The organism is Thainema salinarum CENA647 (assembly GCF_057732415.1).
In genome coordinates, this window is record NZ_JBYJZJ010000022.1 from 59,616 (window position 1) to 78,629 (window position 19,014).

Genomic DNA, 19,014 nt, shown 5'->3' on the forward strand with positions numbered 1-19,014 from the left:
AATTGGCAACTAATGGGTTCAACTGCTTTTTGAGAAAGAACCTGTCATGTCCTCTAGCTTTGTGCGGTTTAGCATGACGAACTCGTGAATTCTGCGGCGATGCGATCGCGAACCGAAGGCAAACCAATGCTGAAGTAATCAATTTTTGGCTAAGCAACGTTACGAATAATGAATACTAACTCTCTCAATAAATTATGACGCATAAAACGTCAAGCTGATTGACTAAATCAAAAAAATATGCCAAAGCAGCCGTAGATCGTCAGCATCTTTACATTCCTTAAATTTATCGCCTCATAGGGCAGAGTCTCGATTAGACGCTAGATAGTGAAAGAGACTCATCTGCTGCATCGGCTAATGACAACTGAAACAAACGGCAGGCATTCGCTGTGGATTGTTCAGCAATTTGAGCAGCGGATACATTGCGCAGATGGGCAACGTGATTTGCCACATGCTGGACATTAGCAGGCTGATTACGGCGTTCTTTACGCTTCGGCTCTGGCGTGAGAAAAGGGCAGTCCGTTTCAATCAAGAGCCGATCGTTAGGCACCATTTGAGCCGAAGCCTTAATTGATGCTGCATTTTTGAACGTGACGATGCCGCTAAAGCTGATATAGAAGCCTAAGTCCAAAAAGCGCTGAGTCTCTTCTGGATCACCGGCCCAGCAGTGCATAACGCCTGTAACTGGGCCTTCAGTTTCCCAAATGCGCTGCAGTTCATCAGCGAGCTGATCTGCAGCATCGCGACAGTGAATAATGATGGGAAGCTGAAGCTGACGCGCGATCGCAACTTGAGCACGAAAGGCTTGCAGTTGCTGATCGTAGTTTTCAGCTTTGAACAGGTCTAAACCCATTTCGCCAATCGCTACAACCCTTGCATCAGACTGAGCCAGGCGGTAAATTTCGTCGGCTGTGTCCTCTGTCCACTGATCGACATCAAGCGGATGGAGGCCCACGGCAAACGAAACTTCACCGGGAAACCGATCTGCGATCGCGCGAATCGAATCAAACTCAGATGGTTCAACGCAAGAGTGCACAAGATGAACAACTCCCGCATCACGCCACGCCTGAGCGATTTCGTCTAAATCAGACTGAAACGCCTCAAAGTTGATATGAACATGAGTATCAATCAACTGCATAGGGATTTGGCTCGATACAAACAGCAAACGCTAGCAAGGTATAAAAAGAATCCTTGATGGCAAAAACTATCTAGCCCCAGGAATCGAATTCAACGGAATCTACGGAATCTGATGCGGCGACCGTTGTGCTAGCTCATCTAAAGCTTAACGTGCTGCTTATAGATACGGGCAATACGAGATTTCTTCCGTGCTCCATTATTTTCATGTAGAGCGCCCCGCTTTACGGCCTTGTCAATTTTGCTGTAAGCCGCTGACATCCGTTGCTTAACTTCTTCCAGCGCTTCGCCACCCGGATTCGCTTCATACGCTTCAACGGCTGCTAGATATCGTTTCGTCAGTGTCTTAACAGCTGACTTGTAAGACTTATTGCGGAGACGGTTGCGCTCAGCAATCTGAGCGCGCTTCATTGCAGATTTGATATTGGCCACAGCGACTTCCCTAAAAGCTAACGTATAGAAGACTGACATAGGATTCCTAGTCCCATCTTCTCAACTCCGCTGCAAGTGAGATGTAAACACTCATCTCAAACAACCAGAGTCAAGTAGTTGACACTAGATTCCCAAACAACCAGCACTGAATTAATAATCTTATCACTGATTTCAATTTTGTGAAGACCAGTGTAAAGACTAGCTGCGCAGACTGACCTGGAATTTCTCTTCCAGCGCCTCTCTCACCTTCTGATGAACCGCTTCTACATCTTTATCGGTCAACGTGCGATCGCTAGCGCGATAAACCAAGCGGAATGCTAAACTACGCTGTCCTTCCGGCACGTGTTCACCGCGATATTCATCAAAAAGTTCAAGGGTTTCCAGCAAACTCCGACCGGCTTTACGGATGGTGCGTTCGATATCCGCTACGGTTACTTGCAGCGGTGCAAAGAAAGCAATATCGCGATCGGAGGCCGGATAGGTGGAATAAGGCTGGAAGCGAGCAATATTGTTTTCGTCCTGATCTAGACCATTTAACAGAACGTCCAGATCCAGATCAAATAAGTAAACAGCTTCCGGTAGCTCACGCTCTTGCCTTAGCTTAGGATGAAGTTGGCCAAACGTGCCGAGTCGCTCCCCATTCAGCCACAGAGAAGCAGTTCGCCCAGGATGCAGACGCTCATCCCGCCGATCCGCACCATATTCAACCTCTAGTCCGAGCCGCGTAAAAATTTGCTCCAATACGCCTTTCGCTTCAAACCAGGTTAGCGGTTGCTCATGTCCTGCCCGTGCCCACCGTCCAACTGTTGGATCGCCACCGATGACGCCAGCAAGATGTTCGGCTTCTGCTAGACCATCTTCGTCTTTCCAAAAAACGCGACCAATCTCAAAGCCGTTCAGAGAGCCATTGCCCTGCTCCAAGTTGTACTGGAAAGCATCAATTAGCGCCGAGATTAAATCCAGCCGCAAGGCAGAGTACTCAGCGAATAGAGGATTTGCTAGTACCACCTGATGATCATCAACTTGCTTACCGACAGAGTAGTGAACCACTTCCGTCAGCCCTGCTGCCCGCAGCGCTTCGCGAACGCGCTGAGTGAGGTCAAACTCAACCGATAAGTAGCCCGGTTCCGTCTTCTCTGGTAGCGTTTCGCAAAATTCGTTGTAACCATACAGCCGCGCGATTTCTTCGATGAGATCGATTTCTCGCTCCAAATCTCGATATCGGTAAGGTGGCACCTTGACTGACCAAGTGTTTTCAGCCCCTGCGGGTGTTAGCTGACAACCTAGCGCCGTCAAAATCTGCTCAACTCTCGCAGCCTTCAACTCATCTGTGCCATCAGCCGTATCGTCGGAATCCACTGGGCCTAGAATTTGATTCACTCGATCCAAACGCAATTCAATCGTGCGCGTCAAAGATGGCATGTCAGCCTCGTCCCGCGCCTGGGTAGTGACTTTGCCACCCGTTAATTCAGTAATCAGCTGAATCGCTCGATTCGCAGCCGTTTCCAGTTCAGCCAAGTTAACACCACGCTCATAGCGGGCCGAAGCTTCCGTGCGTAAACCTTGGCTCCGGGCCGAGCGACGAATGGGCGCACTCTCGAAATAAGCCGCTTCCAACAACAAATTCTGGGTGCTGTCTACCACCTCGGTTTCTTCCCCACCCATAACACCCGCAAGCGCAACAGGCTGATCATTGGCGGTGATCAGCAGCGTTTGCTCCTGTAGGGAACGGGTTTGACTATCTAAAGTGCGTAACTTTTCGCCGGATTGAGCAAATCGGACACCGATGCGTAGATTATCTGACTGAGTCACCTGCTGAATGCGATCGCGATCAAACGCATGCAGCGGCTGCCCCCACTCCAGCAGCACATAATTGGTGATATCGACCACGTTATTGATTGGGCGAGTCCCTGCGGCCAGCAACCGCTGCTGTAGCCAAAGCGGTGATGGTTCAATCTTGACCGACTCAATTACCGTTCCAACATAAAAGGGACATGCCTTTGGTTCGGAAACTTGAATTTTCAGAGATTGTGAAGACGATACGCTCGGCTGAGCGGGAGCCGGTAAATGCAGCTTAGCTCCCGTAATCGCTGCCAATTCGCGGGCAATCCCAACCATACTCAACGCATCAGCTCGGTTTGCCGTAGACGTAACATCCAGTACGACATCATCTAAACCCAAATAGGGGCGAGCATCCTCTCCCGCTTTTAGACCATCTTGGGTAAAAATGTGAATGCCTTCCGACTCCTTGGCGAGTCCAACTTCAGCTAATGAGCAAATCATGCCCTCTGAAGGCACACCGCGCAGTTTACGGGGTTTAATTTTGAGATCAACAATCGGCAAATATGTACCCACTGTTGCCACAGCCACCCAAATATGCGATCGCACATTCGCGGCACCACACACAATTGTAGAGGGTACATCCGTACCGATATCAACCTGACAGACGCTCAGCTTATCTGCATCCGGATGGGGATTACGCTCAAGCACACGCCCGATGACCACTCCATCCGCCCAAGTCCGCCGATCTTCAATGTCTTCGACCTCAAAGCCAGCCATTGTCAGCGTGTCTGCCAGCTGTTCGGGGTTCATCTGGACATCTACCAGCTCTCGTAGCCAGTTCAAAGAAATACGCATTACTTACTTCTGTAGAGTTGCAGGAGTGATTTACAAGCTTGGCAAATTTTTGCCTTCATCATTCTACCGCTCTATCTTGGCTCTACTGAGCAATTTGGCTAAGGTCTGGGCACTGTAGAGGTAGAGCCGTGTGATTCGTAGCACATCATGTTGGAGTTCGTGACTGTATGCCCTGTTTGCTCCATAGGCCCAGTATAAAATTTGAGATGTTCGATTTATGTGACCCTGAATTCCGTAAGAGTATGCAGCTTCGGCAAGATTTCAACAAAAAAGCAAGTTACTTTAGCAACTCTTCAAGGGTTTTCCCGCATAAATGGCGCTCTGTTCGCTGTGAAGTCAGTCGATAATAGAGGTATAAGATTTTTGTGTTTTTGATATCTCAGGGACTAGCATCGTTTCTTGAACGAAAGAAATCTGGAAGTATAGATCCTGAATCCGGCGATCCCCAGCGATCCCAAATTGTAAAATGCCTTATTCCTCTTCAATTTAACGACTGCATATCTACGACAAAAACAGCGTTATTCAACGTTAGTCCACAGGCGAGTAATTAGAATGAGCTACTGCTTAAATCCTTCCTGCTCTCATCCCGAAAACCCGGCCAAAGCCGAGGTTTGTCAGGCATGCGGCTTGAAGCTTCTATTGCGCGATCGCTACCGGGTCAAGCGAGCCCTAGGCAAGGGTGGATTTGGAGCAACATTCCTCGCTCGGGATTTTTCACTGCCGGGGCATCCCTACTGCGTGATTAAACAGCTTCAACCTGCCGCCAATTCGCCTCACGTTATGCAGATGGCGCGAGACTTATTCAAACGGGAGGCCAAAACCCTTGGGAAAATCGGCAACCATCCCCAACTGCCTCGACTGCTCGATTATTTTGAAAGCAATCAGGAATTTTATCTCGTACAGGAATATGTCTGTGGCATCACGCTCCAGCAAGAAGTTAAGCGGGGTGGGCCATTTACTGAAGCGGGAGTCAAGCAGTTCCTCAGCGAAATCTTACCTGTACTCAATTATATTCATCAGCAGCAGGTCATTCATCGCGATATTAAGCCAGGAAATATTATTCGCCGTGAACAGGATAAAAAGCTGGTGCTAATTGACTTTGGCGCAGTCAAAGATAAAGTTAATCCAGAACGGGCTAACGCATCGGAACAAACGGCTTTGACAGCATATGCAATTGGGACTCCGGGCTATGCTCCTCCAGAGCAAATGGCCATGCGTCCGGTCTACGCCAGCGATATTTATGCATTAGGCGTCACTTGCCTCTATTTACTCACGGGACAGTCGCCTAAGGATTTGGCTTACGACCCAGTAACGGGTGAGGTCATGTGGCGGGAGCAGGTGCATGTCAGCAGCCATTTTGCTGATGTTCTGCAAAAAACGCTGGAGGTGTCGGTTAAGCACCGTTATCAATCTGCGGAAGAAGTGCTGCGAGCCCTCGATTTGGAGCCGTATCTAGACAGTTTGGCTCAAAATATGGCGGTGCAGGGCACAACGTCAACAGCAGCGAATGCGTCTCCGATGGCTCCGCCTGAGCGCGGCCTGCGCATGCCGGATTCGTCTGCCATGACCTCATCTCCTTCAGCTCGGGTAGCGGCGGCAATTCGAGCCCGTCGAGCCCGTTCTGGCTACACCACATCCTCGGTTGAGCAAACTCATATTCAATCTCAAACAGCGGGGTACTCTGGTGGATCACAGCAAGCTAAATCGCCTACTACGAGTAGCGGTACGAGCAATAGTGGTGGACAAGCCAAGCTGCCGACACGCATGGATGAGGATGGGATTAAACTGGCCTATGGTAAGGGTCGGCGGGACTTTTCTGCTTGCGACTTGAGCTTGTTGGATTTGCGCAAAACGACTCTGGCCGGAGCCAATTTTAACCAGTCCAAGCTGCAAAGCACTCGGTTACATGGCGCTAATCTGTCAAACGCAAACTTTAGTCGAGCGAATTTGGGTAAGGCAATTCTTCGCAATGCCAACCTAGAACGAGCCTATTTGGGTTATGCCAACCTAGAAGGCACAGATTTGAGAGGCGCAGATTTAAGTCACGCCCATTTAAGCAACGCCAGTTTACGGGGAGCTAATCTGTGTGGGGCTGATTTAACCGGCGCACGCATTGACGAAATTCAGCTAGAAATGGCGAAGACGAACTGGTCAACAATTTATCCAAACGGTCGGCGGGGAATTTGGTGATGATTTGTGAGTCGAGGGAATTGTGTACGGGAGAAGGAATAGAGTTTAGAAGGTTTTAAGGCCGTAAAAGGAGAGTTGCAAAGAAGAAGAGGAGCAGAAGAAGGAAGGGAGCTACTCGGACCAGCGCAGCAAGTTGAAGGTGATTAGTCCAGCTGTTGTGAAGATGAGCAACCATAATATGCCGCCTGGCAGAAAGGACAAAATGCCAAATCCACGCAGTATCCAGATAATTACGGTAAGTGCGATCGCAATTATCATGGCGGTTGTTTCGGGTCTGTAGGCTCTCATCACGCTCCTTTCAATCCTCCCATAATGCCGACGCCAACTGCCAACAGCAGTAGTGCCCAAAGAACGTGCTCTGGAATATTAGGCAGTATGCCAAAGCCTTTTAACAGCATAACAACCGCCGCTATGACCAGCATAACGGCAAGAATCGACAGCAAAATTCGAATGGCAAGGTTCATATCACAACGTTAATCAACATGGATGGAGTCTGCTCTAATCGGCAGCTCATTGTACAGCTTGTGCAGTGTTTCGATCCTGAGTTTGAATTAGCCCAGTTTCAACACAATTGGGGAACTGGCATGTGATACAAGAATGGAATCCCAGAAGAATCCTGGCTGAAATGGACAACCGCTTACACCACCGTTTAATCGATGGCAGCAGGCTAGAGATGACTGAACAAAGATCGCATCGCTAGTCTCAAATTTTTCCCTCTTTCTGGGAAAACTAAGGGCAGATCGAACGGTAGATGCTTACAGTTGATGATTTATGGATCAGCCACTCCCTCAACTTCCCCGTAAGAAATTTACCAGCTTAAGAAGCCTATTGGATACGCTACCGCCAGAAGCACGCCAGTGGGTGGAAAGTTTGCCGTGGGAAAAACGCCGCTATGTCCTCTCACTGTGCTACCTGCTTTCTGCAACGCCTCCCGAGGTACAGGCGGAATTTCTGGACGATTACACCGCTGATGGTTTGGTATCGAAGCTACTAGAAGATCGCGACACCAAACAGCGCGTGATGGACTATCTTCAAGAATTCCACATCGACACGCAGATTGATGAAAAAGTTTTGAGACAGTATATTCGGCAGTTTTATATCCATTCGGCGCAGGATACGCGAACACAGCCCAATCGCTATCTCGAATCTGCGCTGCGACTCGTCACGGACAGCACCGAGCGCAACAATGTGTTCAACTACATTTTAGGGGCGGAACTGATCAAAATGATGTTTCGCATGAGCTGGCTGCAGCACGAACGGCTCTATCGGCTCCAGCGCAACCAGGAAGAGTTCATTCAGCTCTTTATTCGCCCGATTCAACATGCCCACCGCATCAATCGAATTATTGTGCCCCGTAATGAAAAGCAATTTTTTGCCCGACGGGAGTACTTTGTGCAGTGCCCGCTGATTCCGGAACGCAAATTAGTAGAACTGATGATGGCGACCTTTACGGCTGAGATTGTAACCCATTTGGGCTTTTCGCTGATTCGGCACCACAGCTCGTTTCAGTTTGACTATGACTTGATCTTTGCAGATGAGCCGCAAGAGGCAATTTTCAACCCCTAACTTTATCTCTAACTTGGATTCTCAACTTTTTGAATAGGATACCTACACAGTTTATACAGACACAGCTTACACAGATACAGCTAGCCTCCGGAAACAAGCAGATGAAGCCAGCCTCCCTTAGGAGCCTTCCTTAGAAGCCTCCCTTAGACAAGAGTGTTGAGCAGCGTCGATAGCTTAAGCTGAATTTCGGCTAGTTCTCGTTCTGGGTCTGAACCCGCTACGATACCGGCACCCGCATACAGTCGCGCCTGATTCGCTTCGATTAAAGCTGAGCGAATCCCGACAATAAATTCACAGTTGCCCTGTGGATCAAGCCAACCCAGAGGAGCCGCATAGAGATCGCGTTCAAAAGCTTCATATTTGCGGATTTCGCGGCAGGCGTGACGGCGTGGTACTCCAGCTACAGCGGGCGTTGGGTGCAAACGCTTCAGAATATCCAGCGGATGCACGGTCGCAGGCAGCTTCGCCCGAATCGGCGTATGCAAATGCTGAATGTTAGACAAGCGCAGCAAGCATGGGACTGCTGCAGAAAGAGGCTGTAGTCCTATTTCCGTTAGCTTTTGAGTAATAAAATCGACAACTACCCGATGTTCGTGGCGCTCTTTTTCACTCAGCCGCAGGTGAGTTGCGATCGCACTGTCGGTTTCTGCCGATTTGCTCCGAGGCGCTGAACCCGCTAGCGCATCGGTCACTAACTCGCCATGATGGACGCTAATCAACCGTTCTGGGCTGGCCCCAATAAAGCTGTGGCCTTTACCGCTACTCATAGAAAAGATGTAACAACCGGGATAGTGCTGCCGCAAATTTTGCAAAGACCGCGTTGGACTAAAAGGCTGCTTAGCCGTCACGTCCACTGCGTGAGCTAGAACGATTTTGTGCAAATCCTGGGCTTCAATAGTTGCGATCGCAGACCGCACGGACTGCTTAAAGCACTGAGTTGAAGCTATAGGCTTTTGGATGGGATGCGGCTGTCGAACCACAGTCGGAATTTTTCGCGTCGCGATCCGCTGAATCTGCTGCCACTGATGCCAAATGGATTCGGCTAGATCTGCAATATCTACACTGGCGCTAACAGCTGCATTAGCAACCAGGATGCCAGTATCTTGATGGCGAACAATTTGCCATCGAGGCAGAAACAGCGTTGCCGCCGGAAAGATCGACTGCACCTGGTGGCTATTGGCAAAAAAGGTAAATCCACCGAAAAAGCGGGGACTACGGATCGGCAGTGTTTCTGAAGCGTGGGAAACAATATGGGGAGCAGCCTCTTGGACAAACTGCTTTGCCTGACTAAAACGATGCATCACTCCCATCTGACTAACGTGACAAACCGCTGCATCGATCGCTACCACTGCCTCCTGTTTATGCGGGTTTTCAAAATAGAAATGCAGCTGATCCGTACGAGCAAAATGATGCAGCACAACGAGCGGATCAATCATCCCAATTTCAGTTGTGAGGCTAGCAATTTTCGGATGCTGATCCCGAATTGACTGCTGCTGGCAGAAGGTTAAAAATCGATAGACCTCTTGACATGACTGAAACAGCTCAGAACGGTGGGGAATGACGGTCATGGGTAAATAAATAATACTTTTTGTTTATTTTTATTAATGAAGAACTTCGATTTGTTCAGCGATCTTATCCCTGAATTTGGTTGATTATGTGTACACACATGAAACAGCCTGAAAAGATCTTTATTCATATCAGGGGACAGACTCAATTCAGTTGTTAACTAAACTTTGGACTTCAAGCAGAACAGCACCGTTAACTCAAGAAACCCAAACTTGAGGAGATGGACTGAGTATGGATTGAGTAAGCAATTAAGGAAAACAGTTCGCTTGAGTCAAGCATGCTCTCGGCATCCCCAACCGCAAGTCTCGCTGTCATGTGGCACTGCCCAAGAAGAATGAGCAACAGAGCAAGTCTCGTTCATGCAGCAGAGATAGAACAGCTTGCCCAGTTGCTGCACTGGCTCAGCAGCAGGTGCAGAAAAGATTCACCCTGCTTAGAAACAGCCAGCCTGATCGACATCGGTAGAGACATGAAGTGAGGCTGTTCAATCCGGTGCGTATCAAGGACTAATCCTCCGGCACACTTTGTCTGCCGATTAGTCTCCCTTCTATAGCAGTAGCCACCTTGATTAGAACATCGATTAGAACATCCGGAAACGCTGAAAACGTTCAAAATGCCTCACGCTCTTATTCGTCATCCAGCCCCGGACGCGGCATCGGTGCAATGCGGGGTCGATTCAACTGTCGCAGCCACCAGCCACCAATCACGGCAATGATCAGCCAGATCCAGCCCGTGAGCGATTGCAGCAGCAAGAAACCACCAATGGCAAACATCGCGCCAAACAGCAGCATCAGTGCCGCAATTGATTGCAGAATGTTTAGACCTAAATCTTGAGCGGGCGCGATACCCGTTCGAGCGCGTTGACGGTTCCAACCGGGGCCGGGGGGACGCACTTTGCTGTAGAACCGATCCAGTGTTGCGTCACTTTCAGGTGGGGAGATCACCATAGCGACAATCCAGACAATGGCTGTGATGACTGAAGTGACCAGTAACCGCAAGCCGAAATCCTCAATGGTGAGCAGAGGGACAACGCTGGTGATTAGGCCAACGACAAAGCCGCCTAGCATTGCCGCCAGTTCTGCCGCTGCATTAATTCGCCACCAGAACCAGCGCAGAATTAGCACAATGCCGGGGCCAGTGCCGATCGCAATCACCAGACGAAACACAGTGGCGACATCCTGTGCGGTGAAAGCTGCGATCGCACCAATCACCGTCACAATCACCGACGCGATCCGGCCCGATAACACCAGTTCCGCTTGACTAGCATTCGGTCGCATGAAGCGAGCATAAAGGTCGTTCGTTAAGTAGGACGCACCCCAGTTGATCAGCGTCGATACCGTACTCATAAACGCCGCAATCAGCGAGGCAACGACGATGCCCAGCAAAACTGGCGGTAAAAAATCAGCCATCAGCAGCGGATAGCCTAGTTCGCGATCCGGCAAATCGGGATAAACCACAATCGCAACCAGCGCCACCAGAATCCACGGCCAGGTGCGGATTACGTAGTGCAGAATATTGAAAAACCAGGCCGACTTTTCGGCTTCTGCTTCGTCTTTGGCAGCAATCATGCGCTGAATGAATTCCCCACCACCATCACTGCGCCGAAACGCCCACCACTGAATAAAGATGTAGGCAAAAAAGGTGCTGACGCTGATGCCTGCGGCCTCGCTCCACTGAATTCCCCCAGCACTGACATTAAACGGTAAAAACGAGAGCGCGTCCTGCTCGGTGAATGCTTGAGCCTGTTCGACTAGGGGACGAATGCCGCCCACGCTGCTGACGGCTGCGATCGCAACTACGATTGCGCCAAACAGCGCCAGGAAAAACTGAAAAAAGTCGGTCGCCACCACGCCCCAAAGGCCGGAAAAGCCAGAGTAGAGCAGCACGAGAACGCTGACCCCAATCACGCTCCAGATCTTGCCGCTCTCACCCGGATTGAAGCCCAAACTCTGCCAAAGCTGCAGCGCATCCACCACTTTCACCATGGCCAGCATGGCGTAGCCAATGCCAATACAGTTGATGGGCACGGCAAATAGAAACGCTTTCGTTCCCCGCAGAACTGCCGCCATTTTGCCGCCATAGCGCAGTTCCGTTAGCTCCGCATCCGTCAACACTTCCGAGCGCCGCCACAGCCGCGAGAACACGTAAATCATAAACACATGGGCAATGGCAAAACTCCACCATTCCCAGTTGCCTGCAATGCCGCGTGTGCCGACAACGCCTGCAATATACAGCGGCGTGTCAATCGAAAACGTGGTCGCGGCCATACTCGTACCTGCTAACCACCAGGGCAGCGATCGCCCGGAGACAAAGAAATCCACTAGGCTCCCGGATGCTTTGCGCGACAGGAATAACCCCAAAGCCAAGGTAAACACTAGGTAGAGCAGGACAATCAGCCAATCAATCAGCAGCATAGTTTTCGAACGTGTTCCAAGACCGTTAAGTAGGTTGGCATAAATAAATGCATATCTAAAAACCGGGGGAGCGCCCCTAAGGGGCGCTCCCCCGGTTTTTAGATGCGTTTATTTATATGCAGCTACTTATTGCTAGCAGTCATCATCGCATCATGGCTGAATTTATGGGGGAAGGTGTTGAGAAATTCAAAGCGTGAGGCGTAAGGGCGTCTTGGGTATGTTGGGCGCAGCGAAACGCCGCATCACCCGATTACTCCATGACCTACCGCTCAAAACTTAAAACTCAACATTCAAAACTCAACATTCAAAACTCCTCTCGCCTCACTCCTCTCGCCTCACCCTCTCTCTCTCGATAGGCTCGCCGAGCAAATAGATCCGGATAGGATAAAAACAGTTTGTATTCTGGGGGTATTCCCATGAAATCAATGTTTTCTGGCTGGGTAAAAATTGCGATCGCACTCAGCTTTGGCCTCTTTGCTGCGATCTCGATCTTGGTCTCGCCTGCCGCACTAGCAGATGAAATGAGCCATTCGGCTGAGGCGGTGCTTCTGGGCACGACGGACGACAGCTCTACTGTAATTGGCGATGTGCGCTTCTATGAAACCACTGCGGGACTGAAAATCGAAGCGGGCGTAGCGGGTACGCTGCCTGGAAAACATGGATTTCACATTCACGAAAACGGCAGTTGCGACGAAGGCGGCAGCGCGGCGGGCGGACACTTCAACCCCGATAACGTGCAGCACGGCTTACTGGTGCAAGACGGATTTGAGAATGCCCATGCGGGGGACTTGGGCAACATCGAAATTGCCGATAGTGGCGAAGGAATGCTCGATGTGACCGTTCCTGGATTGGCGCTGAACGAAGGGAAATATGCGATCGCAGATCGAGCGGTCATCGTTCATGCTCAGCCGGATGATTTTGGTCAACCCACAGGCCATGCAGGCGGACGCATCGGCTGCGGCATCATTCACACTGTTAACTAAGCACCGAAATGAGAGGCGTACTTGCTTAACGCAACGCTCTGCATAGATCCCCCTATAGCCCTTCGGGCATGGCTTCGCCTAGAAAAAGGGAACTTTGAGCCAGAGTTGAAATAGCCCCTTTTTTAAGGGGGCGGCGACAGCGGGGGATCATACGGCTATGCCAAATGTGAACGCACGTAGCCCTCTATCATTCTGGCTTAAAGAATAAAATCGGCGGCTTCCCCGTGGGAGCCGCCGACTCTTATGAGCATTGATTGATTAACGTAATATCGATGGTTACAAACCAGTTCGTTAGGCTTCTTTATCCCAGAAGGTCTTAGCTTGCTGAATAGCAGCCTGACCAATGTTATAAGCTACCCAGCCGAGAGCTAGTAGGAGTGGAGCAAAGACAACTATGACACGCCAGTCCATTGCTAAAGATTCCTCCCTATAAGTTTCTTAAACAGTTCTCATACTTTTAGTTTTAGCTTATTTAAAGCATTTTGGAAATGCCCCAAGCCAAAATGATCTGGCTGTATCAACCAAAAAACTTACTTTTCAGAGCTTCCGGCTGGTGACACATCGGGCGGCAAAAATCCAAGATCGCTGTCTTGACCAGCATGGACTCGCGCTAATTTCTCATATTTCTCCGCGTGATGAATCAGATCTGTCGCTTCTTCTAAGGAAAGTTGACGCAGAACTTTACCGGGGATGCCGACAACCAGGGACTGGGGCGGAACGTCTTTGGTCACAACCGCACCTGCGCCGATGATGCTGCCTGCCCCGACTCGTACGCCATTCAGCACCACGGCACCAATGCCCACCATGCTGCCCCGCTCGATATGGGCGCTGTGGACAACTGCGCGGTGACCAATCGTTACATACTCTTCTAAAACGGTAGGCTGACCCGGATCGCCGTGCAGGATTGCACCGTCTTGCACGTTAGTGGCTTTACCAATGTGAATCGCTTCCACATCGCCACGCACAACGGCTCCATACCAAATGCTGGCTCCCTCTGCGATCGCAACTTGGCCCACGACCGTGGCATTCTCAGCCACAAATGCCGCCGCAGATGTATCCGGTTTCGGCCAATAGTCTGTCATGACAGTTTTCTCCACACCTGAATCTCACTAACTCACATCTTGCACCTTGCACTTTGAAAACCCGAAGAGGTTGTTTTGCCGCGGCGATGCGGCGACAAAACAACCCTTCTGGGTTTTAGTGCAAGATGTGAGACTAATCCTCAAATAATTCTTGATTTTCAGCGGATCTCTTGAAATCTCCGGTTAGCTGCAATGATACGATGCTGAGGAATCCCTGAGGAGCAGAGCGTCCCCGTTATAATAAAGCCACCGAGCCTCATCGATTCTGAGCGCAAGATCGGTGGGTTTTGCTCTCGTTGCCGGTTCGTCTGATCCGAATTTAGAGATTTCAATGAGTAATTCTGCTCTCCAGTACCCAATTTTTGGGCCTGAAATTCAATGTCCGCACTGTCGTCAGACAATTCCTGCGCTGACGCTGACGGACACGTATTTATGTCAGCGGCATGGCGCGTTTGAGGCCAATCCGAAAACTGGCGAGCTGGTGCATTTGCAGTCTGGTCGTCACTGGCGACGCTGGGATGAAGACTGGTATCGCCAGCACACCCATCCAGACGGCATTCGGTTTGAGATTCACGAAGCGCTCGATCGGCTTTATACCCAGGGCTATCGAGCCACCCGGATTATCATCGCCAAGCGCTATCGGGATTTGATTCAAGCCTATCTAGAGCGCAGCGCGCCGTGGCGGGGCCAAATCGATACCACTAAACCCAAGCTCTACGGTCTGCCCGTCGAGTTCAGCCCCGATCCTCAAGAGGAACCCTGCTGGGACGTAATTAATTTTGATTTGGAAAAAGAACCGGGTGCGCCAGTGCGCTATCCGTATTTTCGGTTGTTTGAATAATGTTGCACCACGTTTCGATTCGCACCGCTGATATTCATCGTGCGATCGCATTTTATGAACAGCTCGGCTTTGAGGTGAATGAGCGATTCACGACGGGCATGACGCTCGCCTGCTGGATGGAAGGGCTAGGCGGTCGCATCGAGCTGATCCAGGTGCCAGAACCGCGTCCTGCCGCTGATGCCTTCAGTGATGAACACTACACAGGCTACTATCATCCGTCCTTTGACCTGACGCAGATTACGGACGATTTACCCCAATGGGTCGATCAACTGATTGTTAAATTTCAGCAAGCCGCTCAAGAACAGCCGGAGCAGGTCAAACCGCTGCACGTTCTTCTCCAACCAACCCAGCAAATGATCGGGGAACATGTTTATGAGGTGGCTTTTATTGCCGACTCGGATGGCCTGCCATTGGAATTAATTCGAGTCATGAAGTAGTGCGCCAGCGTTACCGTTTGGAGGGCATCCTAAAAGTACAAGATATCTAACCTAAAACATCCTGTAGGGGCGGGTTTAGCTGATAACGTGCGATCGCAAATCAAACTGATCAACAAAACCTGCCCTTACAACGGGACAAATTGTTCAGTAGAGCATCCTGTACCCCCCCAAATATCCCGTAGATACTGTTTTGTCTAGCTGAAGTCAAGAACGTTGGCCCAGCAAAGCTGGGTCAAAGGATTGGCCCGACTTGAGAACAGCAAAACAGATGCGAAGCAGTTTGTGCATGACCGCGCCGACGACTTGCATCTTGGTTTTACCGCGAGCGAGAAGCTCAGAGCGCCAGTGTGCGATCGCTGTGGAGCGACGAATCGCAACTAAAGCGGGGAAATAGAGGTGATGGCGCAAGTGAGCATTGCCCAGTTTAGAGAGGCGCACCTTGCCACACACGGAGGTGCCAGACTGATGCTCTTGAGGAGTAAGGCCACTGAAAGCAGCGAGTTGCCGAGCAGAACGAAAGCGCTCAAGCGAACCAATTTCAGCTCGAATACAGGCTGCAGAGAGAGCCCCAATGCCTACAATGGTCTCTAAGCGTTTCACCTCAGCGGCCAGCGCTGGGTGGCGCTGAAGATGCTCCTGGATAGACTTTTTTAGGGCATCGACCTGTTGATGGAGAAAGCGCAGATGAGACTTAATCTCCTCGCGCAGCGCCTCATGCACCGTATCGAGCCGATTGCGTTCCTGAGTGATCATCTGCTGCAGGTCTTCTAAGCGACGACTCAGCGCTTGCAACTGCTCCAGTTCAGCGGGCGGTGGTGTCCACGGGGCCGGACGCTTTTGCCAGCCAAACTGAGCAATCAGAGCGGCATCAGCTCCATCGGTTTTGCTGCGTTGCAATTCACTCTGGGCAAACCCACTGACGCACAGGGGGTTGATGATGCTCACTTGATGGCCTTGCTCATACAGGTAGGTCGCCACTCCCTGTCCATAGGTGTTGGTCGCTTCCAGGCAACCATGCACCCGCTCAATTCCTTGTCGCTCCAACCACTCACTCAACTGCTGGTAGCCCGCTAGATTGTTGGTCACCACTTTGCGTTTAGGCCGATGCTGACCATCCACTTGCAGGGCCACATGCAATTTCGCTTTGCTCACGTCAATGCCGAGAATCGGCAAGCCAGTCTGATTCATCACTCGTTCCTCAACCGTTAACCCTCCATCCAACGATACTGTCCTTGTTCAATGCGGGGTGGCTGTTCTACTGACAGTCCCCTTGATACTGGGTTCAGATTCGTCGATAAGCAGGGAAGAGACAAGGAAAACTCCATCGCAGGCTACTATAATCTACCTCGCGAGCTATTCGCTCAGGGGCGGGTCCAGAGTCACTACTTCGTCTGGGGTTTCCTTGTCTTTTATCTTCCCTCACATACAAGGGGCGGGTTTAGCCAGTAAATTTTGGTTTCACATTAAAACTGATCAACGAAACCCGCCCTTACAACGAGGCGTATCCCTATAGCTCATCCAACGGATCAACATTCAGCGAGAGAATTGCATGTCAGGCAGTCCGGCGACACCGTTTAGCGATAATTGGACGTATTTGAAGACCGAGCTTCAGTGGCTAGAAAAATTGCTGGTGCTTGCGATCGCACGGCGGCGACAAGACGATAAAGTCGTCAATCGACTGTCCAGAAACCAGGCCGACAAAGCCACGAGTCACTGGTGGCAGGGCTTAGTCACCTTTGACCAGAAACCTGCTTACGATGAGACGCCAGCGAAGCAGGCTATGATTCAGACTGCCGTTGTCAGCAGCACCAGTAAGCTCAGCTATCACCAGCAATTGGAAGCCCGCATTCAGGCCAGTTATCAACAAGGTGTTCTTCTGGGTTTGCCACTGCTGCGCGATCAACTGGGACTGAGCCAGTTTGAAAAAAATATGGTGCTAATGGCGATCGCACCGGAGATTAATCAGCGCTACGCCAAGCTGTATCAGTCTCTGCAATCGATTGGCCGCAACTGTGGCTATGAATTACCAACGGTGGATCTGGCCCTGCGGCTGCTCTGTCGCAATGACCAAGAGTGGCGAACCGCCCGGATGCAGCTCTCATTGGACTCGCCGCTGCTGCGACAGGGCATTTTAGAGTTTTGCTGTGACGCTGAGGAAGCGCTGCTCAACTATCGGCTGAAGCTGGCTCCCGACTGGGTAAACTATTTAATTGCCGATCCGCCAAAAGTCGAGCATATTCGCAGTCTGCTAGGACACAAGTTACTGCCGAGTCCGCCAGCCATCGTGCCAACAACTCAGTGGCAAGATTTGGTGCTGCCAGCCGAGCTAGTCGCGCAGGTGCGATCGCAAGCCTCTGTGCTCAATTCTGAAAACTCTGCAACTCAAACGGGTCGGATTCTGCTGCTCACTGGCCAATCCGGCAGCGGCAAAACTGCGATCGCAGAAGCCCTTGCCAATGAACATCAGCAACCGCTGTGGCAGGTCGATCTGGCTGCGTTATCGGTTACTGAACAGCAGCAGCTTTTGCAGGATGCCGACTTCCAAACGGCTCCAGTCCTCACCATCGACTCATCTCACCTCTGGTTTGGTCGCCAGTCGTCTCAATCGGTGAACTATCAACAACGGCAGGGAGCGGCAATTGAGTCCGAGCCGATCGATTCTGCTTTGCTGAACCGATGGTTAACTCAGCGTCAGCAAACAGCAGGCATCACGATTCTGACTACTCATTTTCTGCAAAGTATTAGACCCACTTGGCGACAGCAGTTTGATCAAGTGCTGCAATTATGTCTACCCGATACCGCCGCTCGCCAGGCGCTGTGGCAGCGGTACTTGTCTGACGCTGAGGTTGACGCAAATTTTGACTGGTCAAATTTAGCGCGCAAAGTCAAGCTAACGGCAGGTGAAATTCAGACCGTCGCCCAAAGTGCGATCGCACTTGCCCAGCTTGATCAATCTGTTATCCAATGGCAGCACGTTCAGCAGGCTCTCCAACAGCATGGCCATCGCTACCGCCAGCGCTAAACATCCCATCGTGGGTCGGGTTTCGTTGACTAATTTTGATTTGAGCCCTAACTTGATAGCCAAACCCGCCCCTACAGGCGATTTCAGGTTGATTACCCGTCAATTACTTCTGCAGATCGCTATTTTCCAGAACGTAGGTCGGCAGGCCATCAATGCTAGTTTGGTTCTTGTTTTTCCAGTATTGCTGAATGCCAGAATCGCCCTTTTTCTCTGCCCACTCAACCAAGGTTTCGCGCTCCTGCTGAAACTCATAAAGCGGCACACCATAGCCACAGGAGGTCTGAGCCGACTCAACATTCTGCACGATGATCTGCCGAATGCCAGGCACCTGTTCAAAGTGCTGTAGCATCTCGTCCCAATCGGGACTGCTTGGCGAAACGACGCGACCCGTGCCATACAATCTCAGAATCAGCGGCTTTTTGGTAAAGCTACAAAACATAATCGTCAGCCGCCCATTTTCATGTAGATGGGCCGCCGTTTCATTGCCGCTGCCCGTCAAATCCAGATAGGCCACCGTCTGACTGTCCAAGCAGCGAAAGGTATTAATGCCTTTCGGCGACAAGTTAATCCGACCATCGCGAGGTGCTGTGGCCGTGAAGAACATATGCTGCTTGGCAATAAACTTTTGCAGGTCGGAATTGAGTTCGGTGTAAAACTTTGCCATTGGGTTGAAACGTGTCGTACGAGCAGGATGACGGCTTGAAGCTCGTCAA

The 19,014-nt window shown here is 50.7% G+C and carries 17 protein-coding genes; 6 read left to right on the forward strand and 11 right to left on the reverse strand.

Annotated elements, in window-relative coordinates; translation table 11 throughout:
- Positions 1-310: 310 nt before the first annotated feature.
- From AC286M_RS06905 to pheT, 3 genes are all read right to left on the reverse strand, one after another.
- On the reverse strand, positions 311-1,135 hold the full coding sequence (locus AC286M_RS06905; protein ID WP_488203671.1) for a TatD family hydrolase: 825 nt from the start codon (positions 1,133-1,135) through the stop codon (positions 311-313).
- Positions 1,136-1,272: 137 nt separating this feature from the next.
- On the reverse strand, positions 1,273-1,602 hold the full coding sequence (gene rpsT / locus AC286M_RS06910) for a 30S ribosomal protein S20 (RefSeq protein ID WP_488203672.1): 330 nt from the start codon (positions 1,600-1,602) through the stop codon (positions 1,273-1,275).
- Between the two features lie 159 nt (positions 1,603-1,761).
- Positions 1,762-4,200: a phenylalanine--tRNA ligase subunit beta gene (gene pheT / locus AC286M_RS06915; protein ID WP_488203673.1), complete on the reverse strand. Its 2,439-nt coding sequence runs from the start codon at positions 4,198-4,200 to the stop codon at positions 1,762-1,764.
- Positions 4,201-4,752: 552 nt separating this feature from the next.
- Between pheT and AC286M_RS06920 the strand changes: the two genes are divergently transcribed.
- Positions 4,753-6,390, forward strand: coding sequence for a serine/threonine-protein kinase (locus tag AC286M_RS06920; protein ID WP_488203674.1), 1,638 nt, complete (start codon positions 4,753-4,755; stop codon positions 6,388-6,390).
- A 111-nt stretch (positions 6,391-6,501) separates the two neighbouring features.
- Here AC286M_RS06920 and AC286M_RS06925 read toward each other — a convergent pair whose 3' ends face one another.
- Together AC286M_RS06925 and AC286M_RS06930 are read right to left on the reverse strand one after the other, a co-directional pair.
- Positions 6,502-6,678, reverse strand: coding sequence for a hypothetical protein (locus AC286M_RS06925; protein ID WP_488203675.1), 177 nt, complete (start codon positions 6,676-6,678; stop codon positions 6,502-6,504).
- The gene (locus AC286M_RS06930) at positions 6,678-6,854 is read right to left on the reverse strand and encodes a hypothetical protein (protein WP_488203676.1); all 177 of its coding nucleotides are present in this window, start codon (positions 6,852-6,854) and stop codon (positions 6,678-6,680) included. The genes AC286M_RS06925 and AC286M_RS06930 overlap by 1 nt, the downstream gene beginning before the upstream one ends.
- Positions 6,855-7,161: 307 nt before the next feature.
- Between AC286M_RS06930 and AC286M_RS06935 the strand changes: the two genes are divergently transcribed.
- Positions 7,162-7,956 (forward strand): cobyrinic acid a,c-diamide synthase, encoded by a 795-nt coding sequence (locus AC286M_RS06935; RefSeq protein ID WP_488203677.1) that lies wholly within the window; start codon positions 7,162-7,164, stop codon positions 7,954-7,956.
- Between the two features lie 143 nt (positions 7,957-8,099).
- On the opposite strand, the gene AC286M_RS06940 is transcribed toward AC286M_RS06935, so the two are convergent.
- Complete coding sequence (locus AC286M_RS06940) at positions 8,100-9,524, reverse strand: isochorismate synthase (RefSeq protein ID WP_488203678.1); 1,425 nt, start codon at positions 9,522-9,524, stop codon at positions 8,100-8,102.
- A 624-nt stretch (positions 9,525-10,148) separates the two neighbouring features.
- Entirely contained in the window at positions 10,149-11,936 is a 1,788-nt protein-coding gene (locus tag AC286M_RS06945; RefSeq protein WP_488203679.1) for a sodium:solute symporter family protein, read from the reverse strand.
- A gap of 416 nt (positions 11,937-12,352) precedes the next feature.
- Between AC286M_RS06945 and AC286M_RS06950 the strand changes: the two genes are divergently transcribed.
- Positions 12,353-12,919: a superoxide dismutase family protein gene (locus tag AC286M_RS06950; protein ID WP_488203680.1), complete on the forward strand. Its 567-nt coding sequence runs from the start codon at positions 12,353-12,355 to the stop codon at positions 12,917-12,919.
- Between the two features lie 291 nt (positions 12,920-13,210).
- On the opposite strand, the gene AC286M_RS06955 is transcribed toward AC286M_RS06950, so the two are convergent.
- Together AC286M_RS06955 and AC286M_RS06960 are read right to left on the reverse strand one after the other, a co-directional pair.
- Positions 13,211-13,330, reverse strand: coding sequence for a photosystem II protein Y (locus AC286M_RS06955; protein WP_488203681.1), 120 nt, complete (start codon positions 13,328-13,330; stop codon positions 13,211-13,213).
- A gap of 119 nt (positions 13,331-13,449) precedes the next feature.
- Entirely contained in the window at positions 13,450-14,001 is a 552-nt protein-coding gene (locus AC286M_RS06960; protein WP_488203682.1) for a gamma carbonic anhydrase family protein, read from the reverse strand.
- A gap of 331 nt (positions 14,002-14,332) precedes the next feature.
- Between AC286M_RS06960 and AC286M_RS06965 the strand changes: the two genes are divergently transcribed.
- Both AC286M_RS06965 and AC286M_RS06970 read left to right on the forward strand, forming a co-directional pair.
- Entirely contained in the window at positions 14,333-14,842 is a 510-nt protein-coding gene (locus AC286M_RS06965; protein ID WP_488203683.1) for a TIGR02652 family protein, read from the forward strand.
- The gene (locus tag AC286M_RS06970) at positions 14,842-15,279 is read left to right on the forward strand and encodes a VOC family protein (RefSeq protein WP_488203684.1); all 438 of its coding nucleotides are present in this window, start codon (positions 14,842-14,844) and stop codon (positions 15,277-15,279) included. The genes AC286M_RS06965 and AC286M_RS06970 overlap by 1 nt, the downstream gene beginning before the upstream one ends.
- 204 nt (positions 15,280-15,483) lie before the next feature.
- On the opposite strand, the gene AC286M_RS06975 is transcribed toward AC286M_RS06970, so the two are convergent.
- Positions 15,484-16,500 (reverse strand): IS110 family RNA-guided transposase, encoded by a 1,017-nt coding sequence (locus AC286M_RS06975; RefSeq protein WP_488203685.1) that lies wholly within the window; start codon positions 16,498-16,500, stop codon positions 15,484-15,486.
- A 328-nt stretch (positions 16,501-16,828) separates the two neighbouring features.
- Here AC286M_RS06975 and AC286M_RS06980 point away from each other — a divergent pair, with 328 nt between their 5' ends.
- Complete coding sequence (locus tag AC286M_RS06980) at positions 16,829-18,301, forward strand: AAA family ATPase (protein WP_488203686.1); 1,473 nt, start codon at positions 16,829-16,831, stop codon at positions 18,299-18,301.
- Between the two features lie 103 nt (positions 18,302-18,404).
- On the opposite strand, the gene AC286M_RS06985 is transcribed toward AC286M_RS06980, so the two are convergent.
- A complete protein-coding gene (locus AC286M_RS06985) occupies positions 18,405-18,965 on the reverse strand; it encodes a pyridoxamine 5'-phosphate oxidase family protein (RefSeq protein ID WP_488203687.1) in 561 nt (186 codons plus the stop codon).
- Positions 18,966-19,014 lie beyond the last annotated feature (49 nt).

Bases quoted from the DNA above. Each gene is read 5' to 3' on its own strand.
- AC286M_RS06905 (WP_488203671.1), bottom strand. From the start codon at position 1,135: ATGCAGTTGATTGATACTCATGTTCATATCAACTTTGAGGCGTTTCAG.
- AC286M_RS06980 (WP_488203686.1), top strand. From the start codon at position 16,829: ATGTCAGGCAGTCCGGCGACACCGTTTAGCGATAATTGGACGTATTTG.
- AC286M_RS06945 (WP_488203679.1), bottom strand. From the start codon at position 11,936: ATGCTGCTGATTGATTGGCTGATTGTCCTGCTCTACCTAGTGTTTACC.
- AC286M_RS06930 (WP_488203676.1), bottom strand. From the start codon at position 6,854: ATGAACCTTGCCATTCGAATTTTGCTGTCGATTCTTGCCGTTATGCTG.
- rpsT (WP_488203672.1), bottom strand. From the start codon at position 1,602: ATGTCAGTCTTCTATACGTTAGCTTTTAGGGAAGTCGCTGTGGCCAAT.
- AC286M_RS06920 (WP_488203674.1), top strand. From the start codon at position 4,753: ATGAGCTACTGCTTAAATCCTTCCTGCTCTCATCCCGAAAACCCGGCC.
- AC286M_RS06970 (WP_488203684.1), top strand. From the start codon at position 14,842: ATGTTGCACCACGTTTCGATTCGCACCGCTGATATTCATCGTGCGATC.
- AC286M_RS06925 (WP_488203675.1), bottom strand. From the start codon at position 6,678: ATGAGAGCCTACAGACCCGAAACAACCGCCATGATAATTGCGATCGCA.
- AC286M_RS06985 (WP_488203687.1), bottom strand. From the start codon at position 18,965: ATGGCAAAGTTTTACACCGAACTCAATTCCGACCTGCAAAAGTTTATT.
- pheT (WP_488203673.1), bottom strand. From the start codon at position 4,200: ATGCGTATTTCTTTGAACTGGCTACGAGAGCTGGTAGATGTCCAGATG.
- AC286M_RS06955 (WP_488203681.1), bottom strand. From the start codon at position 13,330: ATGGACTGGCGTGTCATAGTTGTCTTTGCTCCACTCCTACTAGCTCTC.
- AC286M_RS06940 (WP_488203678.1), bottom strand. From the start codon at position 9,524: ATGACCGTCATTCCCCACCGTTCTGAGCTGTTTCAGTCATGTCAAGAG.
- AC286M_RS06935 (WP_488203677.1), top strand. From the start codon at position 7,162: ATGGATCAGCCACTCCCTCAACTTCCCCGTAAGAAATTTACCAGCTTA.
- AC286M_RS06960 (WP_488203682.1), bottom strand. From the start codon at position 14,001: ATGACAGACTATTGGCCGAAACCGGATACATCTGCGGCGGCATTTGTG.
- AC286M_RS06965 (WP_488203683.1), top strand. From the start codon at position 14,333: ATGAGTAATTCTGCTCTCCAGTACCCAATTTTTGGGCCTGAAATTCAA.
- AC286M_RS06950 (WP_488203680.1), top strand. From the start codon at position 12,353: ATGAAATCAATGTTTTCTGGCTGGGTAAAAATTGCGATCGCACTCAGC.